Source organism: Kitasatospora sp. NPDC024654 (assembly GCF_055559155.1).
This window is the reverse complement of record NZ_JBVHLF010000035.1, coordinates 70046-86571: the sequence shown is the minus strand read 5'-3', so window position 1 is coordinate 86571 and position 16526 is coordinate 70046. Positions and strand designations below refer to the sequence as shown.

Annotated in this window: 13 protein-coding genes; 5 read left to right on the top strand and 8 right to left on the bottom strand. The window is 73.8% G+C overall.

What is annotated here, in order from left to right:
• Window positions 1–394: 394 nt before the first annotated feature.
• A complete protein-coding gene (locus tag ACZ38L_RS21440; protein WP_465695839.1) occupies window positions 395–1030 on the bottom strand; it encodes an Rv1733c family protein in 636 nt (211 codons plus the stop codon).
• A gap of 28 nt (window positions 1031–1058) precedes the next feature.
• A complete protein-coding gene (locus ACZ38L_RS21435) occupies window positions 1059–2090 on the bottom strand; it encodes an Acg family FMN-binding oxidoreductase (RefSeq protein WP_465695837.1) in 1032 nt (343 codons plus the stop codon).
• Window positions 2091–2275: 185 nt separating this feature from the next.
• Here ACZ38L_RS21435 and ACZ38L_RS21430 point away from each other — a divergent pair, with 185 nt between their 5' ends.
• Window positions 2276–3031 (top strand): CBS domain-containing protein, encoded by a 756-nt coding sequence (locus ACZ38L_RS21430; protein ID WP_465695833.1) that lies wholly within the window; start codon window positions 2276–2278, stop codon window positions 3029–3031.
• A 170-nt stretch (window positions 3032–3201) separates the two neighbouring features.
• Here ACZ38L_RS21430 and ACZ38L_RS21425 read toward each other — a convergent pair whose 3' ends face one another.
• Genes ACZ38L_RS21425 through ACZ38L_RS21415 form a run of 3 tightly spaced genes read right to left on the bottom strand, consistent with a single transcriptional unit; the run spans window position 3202 to window position 5313 of the window.
• A complete protein-coding gene (locus ACZ38L_RS21425) occupies window positions 3202–4086 on the bottom strand; it encodes a universal stress protein (RefSeq protein WP_465695830.1) in 885 nt (294 codons plus the stop codon).
• Window positions 4083–4346, bottom strand: coding sequence for a DUF1918 domain-containing protein (locus tag ACZ38L_RS21420; RefSeq protein WP_465695826.1), 264 nt, complete (start codon window positions 4344–4346; stop codon window positions 4083–4085). Before ACZ38L_RS21420 ends, ACZ38L_RS21425 begins: the two co-directional genes overlap by 4 nt.
• A 46-nt stretch (window positions 4347–4392) precedes the next feature.
• Window positions 4393–5313: a helix-turn-helix domain-containing protein gene (locus ACZ38L_RS21415; protein ID WP_465695822.1), complete on the bottom strand. Its 921-nt coding sequence runs from the start codon at window positions 5311–5313 to the stop codon at window positions 4393–4395.
• Between the two features lie 249 nt (window positions 5314–5562).
• On the opposite strand from ACZ38L_RS21415, the gene ACZ38L_RS21410 reads away from it, so the two are divergent.
• Window positions 5563–8334, top strand: a complete 2772-nt coding sequence (locus ACZ38L_RS21410; protein ID WP_465695817.1) for a bifunctional acetate--CoA ligase family protein/GNAT family N-acetyltransferase — start codon at window positions 5563–5565, stop codon at window positions 8332–8334.
• On the opposite strand, the gene ACZ38L_RS21405 is transcribed toward ACZ38L_RS21410, so the two are convergent.
• Window positions 8294–10690 carry a glycoside hydrolase family 65 protein gene (locus ACZ38L_RS21405; RefSeq protein ID WP_465695813.1) on the bottom strand — a complete coding sequence of 799 codons (2397 nt, stop codon included), beginning with the start codon at window positions 10688–10690 and terminating at the stop codon, window positions 8294–8296. The genes ACZ38L_RS21410 and ACZ38L_RS21405 overlap by 41 nt on opposite strands.
• A complete protein-coding gene (locus ACZ38L_RS21400) occupies window positions 10687–12114 on the bottom strand; it encodes an MBL fold metallo-hydrolase RNA specificity domain-containing protein (protein ID WP_465695809.1) in 1428 nt (475 codons plus the stop codon). Before ACZ38L_RS21400 ends, ACZ38L_RS21405 begins: the two co-directional genes overlap by 4 nt.
• A 193-nt stretch (window positions 12115–12307) precedes the next feature.
• On the opposite strand from ACZ38L_RS21400, the gene ACZ38L_RS21395 reads away from it, so the two are divergent.
• Window positions 12308–13009: a CBS domain-containing protein gene (locus ACZ38L_RS21395; protein WP_465695846.1), complete on the top strand. Its 702-nt coding sequence runs from the start codon at window positions 12308–12310 to the stop codon at window positions 13007–13009.
• Window positions 13010–13099: 90 nt separating this feature from the next.
• Window positions 13100–13792, top strand: coding sequence for a response regulator (locus ACZ38L_RS21390; RefSeq protein ID WP_465695805.1), 693 nt, complete (start codon window positions 13100–13102; stop codon window positions 13790–13792).
• A gap of 25 nt (window positions 13793–13817) precedes the next feature.
• Here the strand turns inward: ACZ38L_RS21390 and ACZ38L_RS21385 are convergent, their stop codons facing one another.
• Window positions 13818–15554: a GAF domain-containing sensor histidine kinase gene (locus tag ACZ38L_RS21385; protein ID WP_465695802.1), complete on the bottom strand. Its 1737-nt coding sequence runs from the start codon at window positions 15552–15554 to the stop codon at window positions 13818–13820.
• A 249-nt stretch (window positions 15555–15803) separates the two neighbouring features.
• Here ACZ38L_RS21385 and ACZ38L_RS21380 point away from each other — a divergent pair, with 249 nt between their 5' ends.
• Window positions 15804–16505 carry a CBS domain-containing protein gene (locus ACZ38L_RS21380; protein ID WP_465695798.1) on the top strand — a complete coding sequence of 234 codons (702 nt, stop codon included), beginning with the start codon at window positions 15804–15806 and terminating at the stop codon, window positions 16503–16505.
• The last annotated feature ends 21 nt before the right edge of the window (window positions 16506–16526 follow it).

The window sequence follows — 16526 nt, the reverse complement described above, 5'->3', positions numbered from 1 at the left end:
TCGGCAACCGCCTCGTCGGCATCCTCCACGGATGCCTCAAGACCCGCACCCTCTACGACGAGGCCACCGCCTGGTCACACCACGCAACCCTCCCAGCCGCAGCTTGACACCGCTACGTCATGGGATGTCTGACACGGGCTTCCGGATGGCTGGTCCTGGTGGGACAAGGAAATTGAGAAGGGTTCAGGCGAAGGATGCGGAGTAGCGGACCGGAGCGCCGCGCACCACACGATCGAGATCCGCGAGAAGCGGGTTGAGCCCTTCTTCCCGTGTGTTCCACCGCGGTCATGGCCTTCGGTGTGGTGTGAGCCCGTCGTCACCAGCGGGCCGAGGAAATCGTCGGCAGGCCCTGACTGCGGACGGCCGGCGATCAGCACGTTCCGGGGTTCGGTGTTCATCGCCCGTCCGGGCCTTGCTGGGTCCGCCCGGACCAGATGGGCTCGACCTGCTCCCAGTCCATCTCCCAGGCGGTGGCGGCCTGGCGATCGAGCGACCGGCGGCGGATTGCACAGAGGGTGAGTGAACCAGCGACCATCACCGCCAGGCTACCGAGCGCGGTGAAAGCGGCGTCAGCGAGCATCGAGGCCTCCGGCTGCGGTTCTGCGGCGAGCCGACCCTTGTCGTCCACCTGGATCAGGACGGTCGCGCCGGCGACGGTTCCGCTGGGGACGTCGGTCCACCCGGTGTGGTGTCCGGTCGGCGGGTAGTTCCAGCTCACCTCGGCCTGGCTGCTGACGTCGGGCGTCATGGGGTCGGTGGCCGCGGTCGACGTGGTGGCGGTGATCCGGTGGCGGTGCTGGGCCAAGCGGTCCGCGACGGTCTGCTGGTGCTGCAGCACGGTCCACCCGGCCAGCAGCGCAAGGGCCGCCGACGCTGTCAGGCTCAGCACCAAGACGAGGGCGAGGCGGCTGCGGGAGCGGTCACCGGGGCGGCACAACGGGTTGTCCTCCCGGCCGATGGCGCGACGCAGCCGGGCCGCCAGGGCCATCCGTCCAGCAGTCGGTTCACGATGGTCGGATCCGGCGGGCATGTCGCGCTTCCTCCATCCAGCGACCAGGCTACCGGGCGGGCGTGTCCGGGTCGTCCGGGTCGGTGTCGTCGGTGTCGTCGGTGTCGTCGGTGTCGAGAACGTCGGTGGCGGCCGCGCGCGGCGTGGGCGCACCCTCCGGGCCGTAGCCGAGCCGGATGAGCATCTGGACGGTTCCCGGACCGCGGCGCGGATCGCGCATCGCCCAGCGCAGGTCGGTCCACTCCAGCGCCTGGTGCAGCAGCGAGGTGCGCAGGCCGCGCGCGGTGGCCATCAGCAGGACGCGCTCCAGCGCCTGGCCGGCGCGCAGCCAGTCGGCGGGCACGTCGTTGCGGGTGAGGAGGACGGCGATCCGGGGATGTGGCTCGAAGGGGACGGGCGGCCGGTGTTCGGTGGGGCGCAGGGCGGCGAAGTCGCGGGCCGGGAAGTGGCCCTCGGCGTCCTGCGGGCCGAGCGCCGCATCCGGGATCCCGCGCGGGCCGGATCCCGGGTGCTGGATCGCCTGGCGGCTCTCGTACCGGCGCCGAGTCTCGGTGATGCCGCGCTGCTCGGCCTCCGCGGTGAGCTCCAGCAGGCGGTGGATCTCGGTCTCCCCCGGCAGCTCCAGCAGAGCACCCTCGGCCTTGGCGGCCTCGGTCAGCTCGTCCAGCACCGGCGCCGGGATCGGCTGATCGCGGAACGGCAGCCGGCTGCTGTGCCGGCGCCAGATCGCCTCGTACAGCTCCGAGGCCGCCGGGGCGACGTGCAGAGGTCCCGTCAACCGGACCGACGCGAGGAGGTCGGGTTCCGGCGGCTGGGGCAGCAGGTGCACCACCGGCTCCCGGCCCAGCCGCCACACGGCCAGCCGCAGGTTGAACAGAGCGGCGCCGACCGACAGATAGAGACCCCGCTGGTCCGGGTCGGTGACCGCGAGATCCGGCTGCGGGACCGCGCGGACCTCCAGCGTGGTGGTCTCGGGACGGAACCGGTAGCGCCAGGGCTGGGTGTTGTGCATGGACGGCGCGGCGACCGCGGCGGAGACCAGCTCCTCCAAGGCCGCGGCGTCCAGTGCCGAGGTGATCATGACACTCTCCAAGCTCTCCGGAAGGCGCCGAGTGCCCTCGTGGCTCCATCGTGCGCGTGACGGCGCGGACGCGAACGGGCCGACCGGCCCCCGGTTCCGGGCCCAGTGGGCCCGATCGGCCCTGGTCGGTCGCCCACCGGAGAGGCAGGGTGGTGCTCAGGAGATCACGTGAGAGGGCGATGACAATGACCGGATCCCTGCCCGGAGCGATCGGCTCCACCCCGCCGGCCGCGAGCACGCCGGAACGCGAGGATCTCCCGCACCGGACCCGCGTCGTGGCGGTGATGAACCGCCAGGTCGTCGCCGTCGACCCGCGGGCCGGGTTCGCCGTGGTCGTCGACGCGCTGCGGCAGCACCATCACGACATGCTGCCCGTCCTGGACGAGGAGCAGCGGGTCACGGGCATGGTCTGCGCCTCCGACCTGCTCGCCAAGCTCGCGGTGCGGGCACTCGCCCCGCAGCCGGCGCCCTGGGAGTCGCAGACCGTACGCGACGTGCGGCGCAAGGCGGCGGCGGTCGCGGCCGGTGAACTGATGACCGCCCCGGCACTGACCATCACCACCCGGACCACGGTCGCCGAAGCCGCCCTGCTGGCGATCCGCCACCACGTGCACCACCTGCCGGTGGTCGACGACCAGCGGCGGCTGGCCGGCATCGTCTGCCTGTGCGACCTGCTGGACGTCCTGCGCCGCAGCGACGCGGCGATCACCGCCGAGATCAGGGCGATCGCCCTGGCTCCCGAGGCCGGCGTGCTGGCAACGACGTTCGCGGTGTGCTGCGACCACGGACAGGTCACCCTCGGTGCCCGCACCTCCCGGCGCAGCCAGGCCGAGCGCCTGCGCGAGCGGGTCCGGGCGGTGGAGGGGGTGGTCGAGGTCATCGACTCCCTGCGCTGGCAGATCGACGACGTTACGGCCACCTGCCCCGGAACGGCCTACTGATCAGGCCGGCGCCCGGACCAGCGCCACCTTGAGGACACCGGCCCCCGGCGCTGCGGCGAAGATGTGCTGCTGGTGTCCACCAGGCCCGTGGTGACGGTGGCGCATCGGGGACTCGCCCAGCGCGGCGGGCGGAGCCGTGGCACGTCAGCGCCTTCGCGGCTGATCACCGCTCACAGGGGGGACGGCGCCGGTACGACCATCACGGGGCAGTGAGCGTGGTGCAGGACGCCCTGGCTGACCGAGCCCAGCAGCATCCCGGCGAACCCGCCACGGCCGCGGGTGCCGACCACCAGCGCCAGCGCGTGGGCGGACGCCTCGGACAGCACGGCCACCGGGTGGCCGAGCACCACCTCGTGCGTCAACTCCACCTCGGGATAGGCCTCCAACCGCCCGGCCGTCGCCTCCGCGAGCATCCGCCGGTACTCCTGCTCGGCGGCGTGCCGCTGCTCCGCCGTCGCCCGCCGCTCCGGCTGCCAGGCGAGGACCGCCCGCAACCCGGCCCCGCGCCGCGCCGCCACGTCGAACGCGTGGTCCACGGCGAACCGCGCGCCCGGACTGCCGTCCACCCCGACGACCAGGTACGGCGGGTTCTGGGTGGCGTGCTCCGGATCACGCACCACGACCACCGGACACCTGGCGTGAGCGATCAGCGCGACGGCCGCCGATCCGGCGGAGAAGAGTTCCCGGACCGGGGTGAGCCGACGCGACCCCAGCACGACCTGGGCCGCGTCCTCCGCCTGGTCCCGCAGCACCTCGATCGGATCCCCGTCCAACTGCCGGACCTCCACCGGCACACCAGGGCGACGCTCGGCGACGAACTGCGCCGCCTCGGCGAGCACACGCTCCCCCGCCAGGTGGTCGAGCCGCTCCTGCTCGATCATGTCGGCGGCGGCCAGCAGCCAGACGGCGGCCCGGGGCATCAACCGGGACGCCAGGACCAGACGCAGCGGCAGGTCGCGGCGGTCCGCCTCATCGGCGGCCCAGGCGAGCACCATCCGGCGCGGGTTCTCGGGATCGACGCCGACCACGACCGGGGGAAGACCGTCGGAGGTCATGACCCGACCCCGTCGCTCCCGGCCGTGTCCGGGCCCCCACCGTGAGAACGGCCGGGGGCCGAGCGCTCGGCCACGGCGTGGTGGTGGACGTGGGCGTCCGGCCCGGGAAAGACCAAGGTGATCCGTCCACTGTCCGACCAGCGCACGTCGTAGGGCGGGCTGCCGTCCGCGTGGTGCAGGCCCACGATCTCCCCGTCGCGCCGCGTGTCACCGGTGGTGGCGCCTTCCACGATGAGCCGGTCGCCCACACTCGCTTTCATCACGGTCTCCTCCCCTCAACGGCCCACCGGGTGTACTGCCGACCCGTCAGGTTCTGATCACGCGTCCGCTGACCCGTTCGGGATCCAGTCGGATCCAGACGTCGCGCCGGCCGCCGGCCCACGGCGTCGGCCCGGCGCCGTCCGCCGCTTCCCGTTCCTCGGAGGACGGGAGCCGCTCGGTCGTACCGACCATCAGCACGCTCCAGCCTGCCCGGAGCGCCTCGTCCAGGTGGTCCACCTCGAAGGCCACCCGGCGGTCCGCGGCCCGGGAGGGTGCGCTGCCCTCGGCCGTCCGGTAGTACAGCATCCGGTGCGCGACGCGGTAGTTGACGGGCAGCACGACCGGGCCCCGCGGCGTGCCGTACGCCACCCGGCCCACGCCGTGGTCGGACAGCCGCTCCCAGCACTCGGCCGGATCCAGCTCGTGCAGCGACGGACGCACGGCGGCCAGCGCCCGCCCCGGAGCGTCCGCGACGCCGTCACCCAGCAGCTCCGCCACACCGCCCTCCAGCGCACCCGCCAACCGGAGCAGGGCCCCGGCATCGACGACGGCCGGCCGGGTCTCCAGGTACTCCAGGTACGCCGGGGCCATGCCGGCCCGCCCGGCGACTTCCGCCCGGCTCAGGCCCAGCCGCTCCCGCAACGCGGCCAGCCGCCTCCCGAGGTCGCCCGGGTCAGCCACCGGTGAACCACCGTCCTCCTGGTCAGGGCGCCGGTCCGCCGGGCGGTAGGCGGGCATCGCGGGCCCGCCCACCGGGGGGAGCTCGGCGTCCACCCAGCTGTCGATCGCGTGCGCGTCGTGCTGGGCGCCGAACGGCAGAGCCCGCCGGGCGGCTTCGATCGCGGCGGCCCGGGTCATGCCGTGCCGGTTCATGAGCTCGACCGCCGACTTCGCCAGTTCGGCCAGCTCACGGCCCATGGCACGCTCATCGACGGCTCCGTGACGGGACCGATCGTTCTGGGTCATGGCTCCTCCTTGGACCCCCGCCCCGCCCGTCCCACCGGATCCCCCCGGACCGTCATCCGGTTGCCGTCTCCTGCCAGCATCCCTCCCCCTCGAGCCCGCCGACACGGGACGTCCGGGCCCCGCACGGGACCGGATCGCCCCGCGGCGGGGGCCGACCGGCCCTGTCCCCCGACGGCCGGCGCACCGACGGTGGGAGCAGTGACCGGTTCCGCCGTGCCCGCACGGCGGCCCTGAACCGCGGGAGACGTCATGCCGACCGTCCAGCCCCCGCCGGCCGCGGCCGAGGTCCTCCTCGCCGACGGCACGACCGCTGCCATCCGGGTGCTCGGCCCGCCCGACCGGGAGGCAGTGCTCGATCTGCACGCGGTGCGGATGTCCGAGGAGAGCCGGCGGCTGCGGTTCTTCGGTGTCAGCCGCCGGGCTCCCGAGCAGGCCGCCGACCGGCTCAGCGCGCCGCCCCGTCCCGGGTTCCTCGCCCTGGGCGCCTTCGTGGGCGACCGGCTGGTGGGCGTGGTGGAGTGCGAGACGATCCCGGACCGCCCGGACACCGCCGAACTCGCGGTCGCCGTCGCGGACGACTGGCAGCACCGCGGGGTGGCCACACTGCTGATCGAGCACCTGGTGCACGCCGTCCGCGCCACCGGCGTCCGGCTCCTGGAGGCCGACACGCTGGCCGACAACCGGTCGATCCAGCGGGTCTTCACCGATCTCGGCCTGCGCACCCGGCGTCAGCTGGAGCAGGGAGAGGTGCGGGTGCGCGTGGAGCTGGACGAGGAGGACGAGCAGTACCTCGCGGCGGTGGAGCGGCGCGGCCGCGGTGCGGACGTGGCCAGCCTGACACACCTGCTCAGGCCGGTGTCGGTGGCGGTGGTGGGCGCCTCCCGGCGGCCCGGGTCGGTCGGCCGGGCCGTGCTGTGCAGGATCCGAGAGGGCGGCTTCACCGGCGAGGTGTGGGCGGTCAACCCGCACGCCGCCGAGGTGGCCGGCGTCCCCGCCCACCCGTCGGTGACCGCCCTGCCCGGGCCGCCCGAGCTGGCCGTGCTGGCGGTGCCCGCGGCCGCGGTGCCGGAGGTGGCCGAGGAGTGCGGCCGGGCGGGCGTGCGGGCCCTGCTGGTACTGACCGCCGGGCTGGACGGTGAGCAGGCCCGCCGGTTGCTGGACAGCTGCCGGCGGCACAGCATGCGCCTGCTGGGCCCGAACTCGCTGGGCCTGGTCCAGACCGACCCGGTCGTCCGGCTCGACGCCGAGTTCGGCGCGGCCACCGCGCTGCCCGGCACCGCCGGGGTCGCGGTCCAATCCGGCGGTGTCGGGATCGCCCTGCTCGACCGGCTGTCCCGGCTCGGCATCGGCGTCTCCTCCTTCGTCTCCCTCGGCGACAAGTACGACGTCAGCGGCAACGACCTGCTGCAGTGGTGGGAGAGCGACGGACGGACCGACCTGGCGCTGCTGCACCTGGAGTCCTTCGGCAACCCGCGGGCCTTCTCGCGCACCGCCCGCCGGGTCTCCCGGCAGCTGCCGGTGCTGACCGTGGACGCCGGCCGCTCGCCGGCCGGCCGCCGGGGCGCGGCCGCGCACACCGGGGCCGCGCAGACTCCACCCGTCACCCGGCGGGCCCTGTTCGCCCAGGCCGGAATCACCGCGACCCGCAGCATCGGCGAGCTGGTCGAGGCCGCCGCCCTGCTGCACGCCCAGCCGCTGCCGGGCGTGCGGAACGCCACGGCCGTCGTCTCCAACGCCGCCGGGGTGGGCGTGCTCGCCGCCGACGCCTGTGCCGACTCCGGGCTCGCCCTCCCCGAGCTCCCCGCTCCGCTGGTGGCCGAGCTGCTGGCGGTGCTGCCGCGCGGGGCGGCGGCGACCAATCCGGTCGACACCACCGCCGCGGTCGGTCCGGACGAGCTGCGGGCCTGTCTCGCCCTGCTGGAACGGAGCCGGTCGGTGGAGTCCGTGCTGGTCTGCCTCGCCCCGCTCGCACTCGCCACCACGCCCGAACGGGAACCGGTGCGCGCGCTCACCACCGGTCCGGGCCGCCGGCGGATCCCGGTCGCGGTCGTCCAACTCGGCCAGGACGTCCCGGTCCGGTACCTGGACGCCGACGGCGGCGGCCGGATCCCCTCGTACGCCGACCCGCAGACCGCCGCCCGGGCCCTGGCCCACGCCCACGAGCGGGCGCGCTGGCTCGCCGAGCCGCGCGGCGTGGAGATCCCGGTGCCCGGCTGCGAACCGCTCCGGGCCCAGGCCGTGGTGGCCGACTTCCTGAGCGACCATCCGAGCGGCGGCTGGCTCGACCCGGACGGCGTCACCGCGCTCCTGGAGTGCTACGGACTCCCGCTGACCACCTCGTCCTGGGCCGGGGACGAGCGGACGGCGGCGCACGCCGCCGGCGCCCTCAGCACGCTGGGCCACGAAGGAAGAGTCACGTTGAAGGCCCACTGGCCGGGGCTGGCACACCGGGCCGACCTGGGGGCCGAACGGATCGGACTGGCCGGTGAGAACGCGGTGCGCGAGGCCTTCCGGGACCTCGCCCGGCGCTTCGACGGCCGGATGGCGGGTGTGATCGTCCAGCCCGCCCCGGCGCCCGGCACCGAACTCTTCCTCGGAGTGACCCAGGACGCGGTGTTCGGCCCGCTGGTGACCTTCGGGATGGGCGGCGCCGCCACCGATGTCCTGGACGACCAGGTGGCGCGGCTGGCCCCGCTCACCGAACCCGACATCCGTGCCATGATCACCGGACTGCGCGCCGGTCCGCTGCTGTTCGGCTACCACGGCACCGCGGCGGTCGACCTCACCGCCCTGGAGCTCGCCCTCGCCGCCCTGTCACGGCTGGCCGTGGACGTCGCCCAGCTCACCGAGGCCGAGCTCAACCCGCTGATCGCCCGGCCCGACGGCGTGCTCTGCACCGACGCCCGGATCCGCCTGGAGCCGCGCGGCCCGTTCGACCCGTACCTGCGCCGGCTGCGCCGCCCGGCCGTGCCGGCGCCCGTCACAGTGTCAGCGAACGGCTCTCCCCCGGCCGCAGGGTGAACAGCGCGCCCCGGAAGCCGATCCGGACCTGGCCGGACGCGCCCTCGGCGAGCCGGACGGTCGCCTCTTTGCGGTCGACGGTGAGCAGCAGGCCGCGCCGGCCGCGGTAGGCCAGGTCGACCTCCAGGTGGCGCAGCGGTGCGGGCAGCCGCGGGTCGAGCCAGAGCGCGTCCTGTCGGGTCTCCAGGCCGGTGTAGCAGCGCTGCACGAGGTCGACGGTGCCGGCCATGGCACCCAGGTGGATGCCTTCGGCGGTGGTGCCGCCCTGGACGTCGTGAACGTCGCTGGCCAGCGCGTCGCGGAAGAACCGCCAGGAGGCCCGGCGGTCGGACCGGGCCAGCACCCAGGCGTGTACCACCGAGCTGAGGGTCGAGCCGTGGCAGGTGCGGCGCAGGTAGTAGTCGGTGGTGGCGCGCTGGAGCTCGTGGCGCGCCGGGTAGCCGAGCCGGCGCAGCAGGGTGTGCACCTCGCGGGCCGGGAAGAGGTAGTAGAGCATCAGGACGTCGGCCTGTTTGGAGGCCTTGTAGCGGTTGACGCTGTCGCCCTCGGCCTCCAGGATCCGGTCCAGCCGGCGGATGTCGCAGTAGCGCTTCCGGTAGCGTTCCCAGTCGAGTTCGGCCAGCCGCTGGTAGCCGTCGAACTGGCTGATCACCCCGCCGTGGAACGGCACGTGCAGCCGGCGCCCGACGGCCTGCCAGCGCTCCAGCTCGTCGGGGCGCAGGTCGAGGCGTTCCAGCAGCTCGTCCCGACGGTAGCCGGGCAGGATCCGGAGGGTCTCCAGGGCCCGGGCCAGCACCCAGGAGGCCAGCACGTTGGTGTAGGCGTTGTCGTCCAGGCCGGGCCCGTCCGCCCACGGGTAGGCGTCGTGGTACTCGTCGGGGCCGAGCACACCACGGATCCGGTAGCGCTCCAAATCCTGGTCGTAGCAAGCCAGATCGGCCCAGAAGCGGGCGATCTCCAGCAGCATCTCGGCGCCGGTCGACGCCAGGAAGTCCAGGTCGCCGGTGGCCTGGTAGAACTGCCAGACGTTGTAGGCGACGGCGGATCCCACATGGCGCTGGAGATGGCTGTGGTCCGGCAGCCACCTGCCCGACACCGGGTTCAGGTGCAGTCGCTGCGACTCCTCGGTACCGTCCACCGCGCTCTGCCACGGGTACATCGCCCCGCGCCGGCCCGCGTCCGAAGCGGCCTGGCGGGCGGCCTCCAACCGTCGGAACCGGTAGCGCAGCACCGCCCGACTCAGTTCCGGGAGGCGCGTGTTGAGGACCTGGAGCACGAACAGCTCGTCCCAGAAGACGTGCCCGCGGTACCCCTCACCGTGCAGCCCGCGGGCCGGGATCCCGACATCGAGGTCGACCGAGTGCTCGGAGTAGGTCTGGAGCAGATGGAACAGGTACAGGTGCAACGCGCCGGTCTCGGCGAAATCCGCCTCCATCCGGCAGCGCCGCCACAACTCCGCCCAGCGCAGCCCATGGTCGCGCAGCAGCGATTCGAAGTCACCTGCCCGCACAGCGAGTTGGCGGGCGGATCGGAGCGGGTCCGCCACCGCGGGATCCCGGGAGGTGTGGACGGCCACCACCTTCTCCACCACTACCCTTTCCCCGACGGCCACCGGCACGGTGATCACCTGCCCGGCCCAGCCGTCCCGGACGTCGTCCTCCCGGGCCACCGGGTCGGGCTGGACCCGGGTCCGGGCGGCCAACGCGACGTGCAACGGCGCGTCGACGGCGGCGACCCGCAGCCAGACCAGGTCCGGTTCCGCCGGCCCCTGCCCGACGGGGACCAGATGCCGGCTCGTCAGCGAACGGTAGCGGGGGACCCCGGCATTGGTCACCCGGCCGTCGATCGCGGAGCTGATGCACAACCGTCCCGACCAGTTCTCCGGCACCAACACCGTCTCCAGGGCGACGAGATGGGGGCGCGCCAGGCTCGCGATCCGCCGCTGGAGCAGTCCGGTCCGCCGGCCGTCCCGGTCGACCACCGTCGCCCGCCGGGTCAGCACTCCGATCCTCAGGTCCAACTCGGTTTGCTGGTCCAGTAGTTCGCCGAACCATTGGTACGCCCCAGCCGCCCGGAAGGTCAGCGGCAGCCAGTTGGGGCAGTTGACCAGGTCCTCGTTCTCCACGGCCTGGCCCCGCACCGCCGAGACGGCGCGGTGGTAGCAGCCGGCCAGGTAGGTACCGGGGTAGTGCACTCCGTCGGCCCGGGACTCCGGCGCGGCACCGCGGGTGACCAGGTAGCCGTTGCCGACCGCGCAGAGCGCCTCGCGCAGGCCCTCCTCGGCCGGGGCGAAGCCCTCGTAGCGCAGCACCCAGGGGTCGGGGCCCGACGCGCCCGATCGGCTCGACGTGCTCACTGGACCAGGACCCGCTCGCCCGAGCGCGGCACGACGGCCGTCCAGCCGAGTTCACGGTCGATCCGGTCGCGCAGCGCCTGCGAGCCCTCCGGCTCCCCGTGCACCAGGTAGGTGGCCCCCGGCGGTTTGGCGCCGGCCAGCCAGTCCAGGATCTCGCCGGCATCGGCGTGCGCGGAGAACCCGGGCACGCTCACCACCTCGGCCCGGACCGGTACGTAGCCGCCGAACATCTTCAGCGTGCGCGCGCCGTCCACCAGGTCGCGCGCCCGGGTGCCCTGCGCGGCGAACCCCACCACCAGCACGGTGTTGCGCGGATCGGGCAGCACCCGGCGCAGGTGGTGCACCACCCGTCCTCCGGTGGCCATCCCCGAGGCCGACACGATGACCGACGGCATGCCGGACCGCTGGATCGCGGCCGACTCCTCCACGGTCCGCGCCGCGGTGAACGGTGCCGGATCCAGCGCCGGACCTCCGCCCCCGGTCAACCCGGGGCGCAGTTGCGGGTCCTGACGGGCGAACGCGTCCCGGTGGATCTCCAGGGCGGCCAACGCCATCGGGCTGTCCACGTACACCGGCACCGCGGCGGGCAGCCGGCCGGCCCGCCGCAGCTCCGCCAGCTCGTGCAGCACCACCTCGGTGCGGTCGACCGCGAAGGACGGGATCAGCACCGTTCCGCCGCGGGCCAGCGTGCGCGACAGCGTGTCCGCGAACCGCCGCCGGGAGCCCGGCTGGTCGTGGTGCCGGTTGCCGTAGGTCGACTCCAGCAGCAGCGCGTCGCCACCGGTGAACGGCTCGGGTGGGCGCAGCAGCGGGTGGACCGGCCGGCCGAGGTCGCCGCTGGAGGCCAGGGTGTGCCCGTCCTCCAGGGTCAGGTGTGCCCAGGCCGAGCCGAGGATGTGGCCGGCGTGGTGAAGGCGCAGCACGGTCCCCGTGGTGATCCCGGCGTCCGTGCCGAGCGGGACGGGTTCGAACTGCGCCAGCGCCCGGTCCACGTCCGCCTCGTCGTAGAGCGGCTGGGCCGGGCGGTGCTTGGACCAGCCGTGGCGGTTGGCGTGCTCGGCCTGCTCCCCGAGCAGGTGGGCGCTGTCGCGCAGCACCAGCTCGGCCAGCCGGGCCGTGTCGGGCGTGCAGACCACCGGCCCCCGGAAACCCTCCCTGACCAGCCGTGGCAGGTACCCGCAGTGATCGAGGTGCGCATGGGTGAGGACCACGGCGTGCACGTCGGCCGGATCCAGCGGCAGCGGGCGCCAGTTGCGCCGCCGCAGCTCCGCCACGCCCTGGAAGAGCCCGCAGTCGATCAGCACCCGCGCGTGGTCGGTCTCGATCATGAACTTGCTGCCGGTGACCGTGCCGACCCCGCCCAGGAAGGTCAGCAGGCCCGGTCGAAGGCGTGGTCCGCCCGTCGGGGATCCGTCGTCGGTCATGGTGATCGCCCTCTCCCGCCGCACCCCCGTCCTCCCACTGTCCTCCCGAGCGACCCAATCGGCACCAGGACCCGTCAGCCCCCGGCGTGGGCCGAACGGCCCTGTCCCCGACCGGCCACACAGGCGGACCGTGGTGGCCGAAGGGTGGCGTAGCCCCCGGAACCGCCCGAGCCGAGGAGGCGCGAGGACCATGCTGCAGCACCGCACCGTCCACGATGTGATGACTCAGGGAGTCGTCACCGCCTGGCCAGACACCCCTTTCAAGGAGATCGTCAGGCTGTTCCAGCGCAACGACATCAGTGCGGTCCCGGTGGTCGACGACCAGGATCGTCCGATCGGCATGGTCTCCGAAGCGGACCTGATCCGCAACGAGGCCGTGCTACCGGACCCGGAGGGCCGCTTCGGCGCCCGGCAGCCGTCCGCCCAGGAGCTGGAGCGTGCCGAGGCGGAAACCGCCTCGGGCCTGATGACCAGCCCGGCCGTGACCGCCCGGCCCGAGTGGAGCATCGTCGAGGCGGCCCGGGCGATGGCCCACAAGAAGGTCAAGCACCTGCCCGTGGTGGACGAGGTCGGCCGGCTGGTCGGTATCGTCAGCCGCGCCGACCTGCTCCAGCTCTTCCTGCGGCACGACGCGGCGATCCGCGAGGAGATCACCCACGACGTGCTCGGCCAGACCCTCTGGCTCGCCCCCAACGCCGTACGGGTCACCGTGCACGACGGAGTCGTCACCCTGACCGGCCGGGTCCCCCAGCGCAGCATGATCCCCATCATCGAACGGCTCTGCCGCTCCGTCGACGGCGTCGTCGCCCTCCACCACACGCTCGACTACACCCTCGACGACACCGAGCTGCTGCACCGCCCCGCCTCGGCCGGACAGGGCTCCGCGCCACGCTGAGCCGCTGGCGGGATCCCGGATTTCCGGGCGCCGGAAGCCGCTCGGCGGGACACTCGGAGTGAACCCTCCGAACCTGCCCGAGGAGCGCCGATGGAGCCGACCGAGAGCCCCGACCAGCCTGTTCGCGTCTTCCTGCTGGACGACCACGAGGTCGTCCGGCGCGGCGTCCGGGACCTGTTGGACGTCGAACCGGACATCGAGGTGGTGGGTGAGGCGGCGACGTGCGCGCAGGCGCTCGCCCGGATCCCGGCGCTGCGGCCCCGGGTCGCCGTGCTCGACGTGCGGCTGCCCGACGGCGACGGGGTCACGGTCTGCCGAGAGCTGCGGTCGCGGATGCCGGAGCTGGTCTGCCTGATGCTCACCTCCTTCGACGACGATGACGCCCTGCTCGACGCGATCATGGCCGGCGCGGCCGGCTACGTGCTCAAGCAGATCAAGGGCACCGAGCTGGTCAGCGCCGTTCGGACGGTCGCCGCCGGCCAGTCGATGCTGGACCCGGCGACCACCCGGCAACTGATGGAGAGCCTGCGCCACCACGACGAACCGGCCGCCGACCCGGCGGTGGCCGACCTCACGCCCCGGGAGCGCGAGATCCTGGCCCTGATCGGCGAGGGCGAAACCAACCGCCAGATCGGTGAACGGCTCTACCTGGCCGAGAAGACCGTGAAGAACCACATCTCGCGGATCCTGGCCAAGCTCGGAGTGGAACGCCGGATCCAGGCCGCAGTGATCGCCACCCGGCTGGATCCCCTCGTGAAGGGGGACGGTACGTCCGGTCGGTAGCTCGCGCGACCGCCGGCGGAGCCGTTCAGTCGCTCCGGGCAGCCGGACCGGGCCGGGGCAGCGGTACCCGCCAGACCAGCCTGGTCCCGCCACCCGGCCCCGGTCCGGCCTCGAAATCGCCACCCACCCGCTCCGCCCGTCGCCGCAGGTTCGCCAGACCGCTGCGCCGCCCGCCCTCCGGCAGCCCCACCCCGTCATCGGTCACGGTGAGCACGAACTCGCCGTCCACCGTCAGCGTCACCTCCACGGTGTGCGCGCGAGCGTGCCGGGCCGCGTTCGACAACGCCTCCGCCAGCACCGCCAGCGCCTCCTCGGCCACCTCCGCCGGCACCCTGAGGTCCAGCAACCCCTCCATGCGCAGCACCGGGGCGAAACCCAGGGCCGCGGTGGCCCGCTCGACGACCGCCACGGTCCTGGCCCGCAAGCCGCTCCCGGCCACACCGTCGGCCCTGGCGCGCAGGCCGAAGATGGTCGCCCGGATGGTCTTCATGGTGTCGTCGAGGTCGTCGATGGCCCGCAGGACCCGTTCGGAGGCCTCCGGGTGCTCGATGAACCGGGCCGCGCCCTGCAAGGTCATCCCCGTGGCGAACAGCCGCTGGATCGCCAGATCGTGCAGGTCGCGGGCGATCCGGTCACGCTCCTCCAGCAGCGCGACCTGCTCGGAGTCCCGGCGGCGCTCGGCGAGTTCCATCGCCACCGCCGCCTGCCCGGCGAATCCGGGCAACGCCGCGGAATCCTCGTCCGTGAACACCGGCGCGCCGGCGGCCCGGGCCAGCACCAGCACGCCGCGGGGCGGGTGCGCCCCCGAACCGATCGGTACGGCCGTGGCGGGTCCGAGGCCGCCCCAGCGCGGCGGCCCGGCGGTGACCCGTGGGTCCTTCCGCACGTCGGTGCTGGTGATCAGGCCGTCGGCCTCCAGCGCCGCGCCCGCGAAGGAGCCCTTGACCGGGAGCACCAGCCCCCGGTGGGCTTCCGCCCCCAGCCCGACCGCGAACCGGACCTCCAGTTCGTGCGCTCCGGGCACCGGCAGGGCCACTGCGGTCAGGTCCGCACCGGCGATCTCCCCCGCCCGGGCGACCAGCAGCTCCAGCATCTCGTCCTGCGACGCTCCGGTCAGCAACGCCGAGGTGAGCTCGCTGTTGGCAGCCAGCCAGAGCTCCCGCGATCGCGCCGTCGCGTACAGCCGGGCGTTGTCGATCGCCACCCCCGCGGCCACCGCGAGCGTGGCCAGCACCGACTCATCCTCCGCGTCGAACTGCGCCCCGCCGCGTTTCTCGGTGAGGTAGAGGTTGCCGAACACCTTGTCCCGGACCCGGATCGGCACTCCCAGGAAGCTGCGCATCGGCGGGTGGTGCGTCGGAAAGCCGTACGAGGACGGGTGCTCGGACAACTCCGCCAACCGCAGGGGCACCGGATGGCGGATCAGCTCCCCCAACAGGCCGTGTCCGGAGGGCAGCGCACCGATCCGCCGGATCCGCTCCTGCTCCATGCCCACCGGGATGAACTGCGACAACCGCCGGTCCTCGCCGATCACGCCGAGCGCCCCGTACTCGGCGTCGACCAGTTCCACCGCGGCCTCCACCACGTGCCGCAGCACCTGCCCCAGCTCCAGGTCGCGGCCCACCGCCAGCACCGCCTCCAGCAGACTGTGCACGCGGTCCCGGGCACCCCGAGCCACGTCCAACCGGGCCTGGAGCTCGTCCAGCACGTCGTCGAGCCGCAACCGCGGAAGCCCGGCCCCGCTCTCCGAGGGACGCTCCACCAACACCCTCCGTCCCGGCACCAAGGCGACGGCCGCCTCGAACTCCACGGTAGCCCGGCCCGACAGAGCTGTCTCCCCGCCACTGGTCGTTCCTCGTCCTGGGACTTTCGGTCCCACCACGAGTCGCTGACCGGCCCTGTCCCGACGCCCTCGAAGCGAGCAGCCTGGGCAGTGACCAACCCGTGCCGACCGCCCACCGGCCCGCTCCGGAGGCGCGGCGGGGTCGACCCCACGACCGAGGAGGACATCGTGAAGCACCCGCACACCGTCGGTGACGTGATGACGCACGCGGTCATCGCCGTGGGCCGCGACGCACCGTTCCGGGAGATCGTGGAGAGCCTGCGCGAGTGGCGGATCAGCGCACTGCCCGTACTGGCCGGCGACAGCCGGGTGATCGGCGTGGTCTCCGAGGCCGACCTGCTCGCCCGAGAAGAGCTCGGGGACAGCGCACCACCCGCTGGCGGTCCACCCGACCGGACCTCGGACGCCGCACTCCTGCGGCAAGCCCGCGCCCTGACGGCCGGTGAGCTGATGTCGACACCGGCCCTCACCGTGCACCCCGACGCTCCGCTCGCCCAGGCCGCCCGGGTGATGGCACATGGCCACGTCAAGCGGCTACCGGTGACCGACGCCGAGGACCGCCTGGTCGGCGTGGTCAGCCGGGGCGACCTGCTCAAGATCTACCTGCGCCCGGACGAGGAGATCGCCCGCGAGGTCCGCGGCGAACTGTTCGACCACCCGCTCCCGGCGGGGGCCTCGGCCGTCGAGGTGACGGTGGAGGACGGCGTGGTGACGCTGCGCGGCAGCGTCCCGGACCCAGCCCCGCTCGCCTGGCTGGACCGGCTGGCGCGAGCCGTCCCGGGAGTGGTGGACGTGCGGACGGAGGTCGCGATCGGCCCGCCCGCGGAGTCCGGCCGGCCAGACGCGCCCACCACACCGGCCCGGCTGTGACGTGCGGGGCGGTCGGCGATG

Bases quoted from the DNA above. Each gene is read 5' to 3' on its own strand.
- ACZ38L_RS21440 (WP_465695839.1), bottom strand. From the start codon at position 1,030: ATGCCCGCCGGATCCGACCATCGTGAACCGACTGCTGGACGGATGGCC.
- ACZ38L_RS21415 (WP_465695822.1), bottom strand. From the start codon at position 5,313: ATGACCCAGAACGATCGGTCCCGTCACGGAGCCGTCGATGAGCGTGCC.
- ACZ38L_RS21435 (WP_465695837.1), bottom strand. From the start codon at position 2,090: ATGATCACCTCGGCACTGGACGCCGCGGCCTTGGAGGAGCTGGTCTCC.
- ACZ38L_RS21410 (WP_465695817.1), top strand. From the start codon at position 5,563: ATGCCGACCGTCCAGCCCCCGCCGGCCGCGGCCGAGGTCCTCCTCGCC.
- ACZ38L_RS21420 (WP_465695826.1), bottom strand. From the start codon at position 4,346: ATGAAAGCGAGTGTGGGCGACCGGCTCATCGTGGAAGGCGCCACCACC.
- ACZ38L_RS21400 (WP_465695809.1), bottom strand. From the start codon at position 12,114: ATGACCGACGACGGATCCCCGACGGGCGGACCACGCCTTCGACCGGGC.
- ACZ38L_RS21430 (WP_465695833.1), top strand. From the start codon at position 2,276: ATGACCGGATCCCTGCCCGGAGCGATCGGCTCCACCCCGCCGGCCGCG.
- ACZ38L_RS21390 (WP_465695805.1), top strand. From the start codon at position 13,100: ATGGAGCCGACCGAGAGCCCCGACCAGCCTGTTCGCGTCTTCCTGCTG.
- ACZ38L_RS21425 (WP_465695830.1), bottom strand. From the start codon at position 4,086: ATGACCTCCGACGGTCTTCCCCCGGTCGTGGTCGGCGTCGATCCCGAG.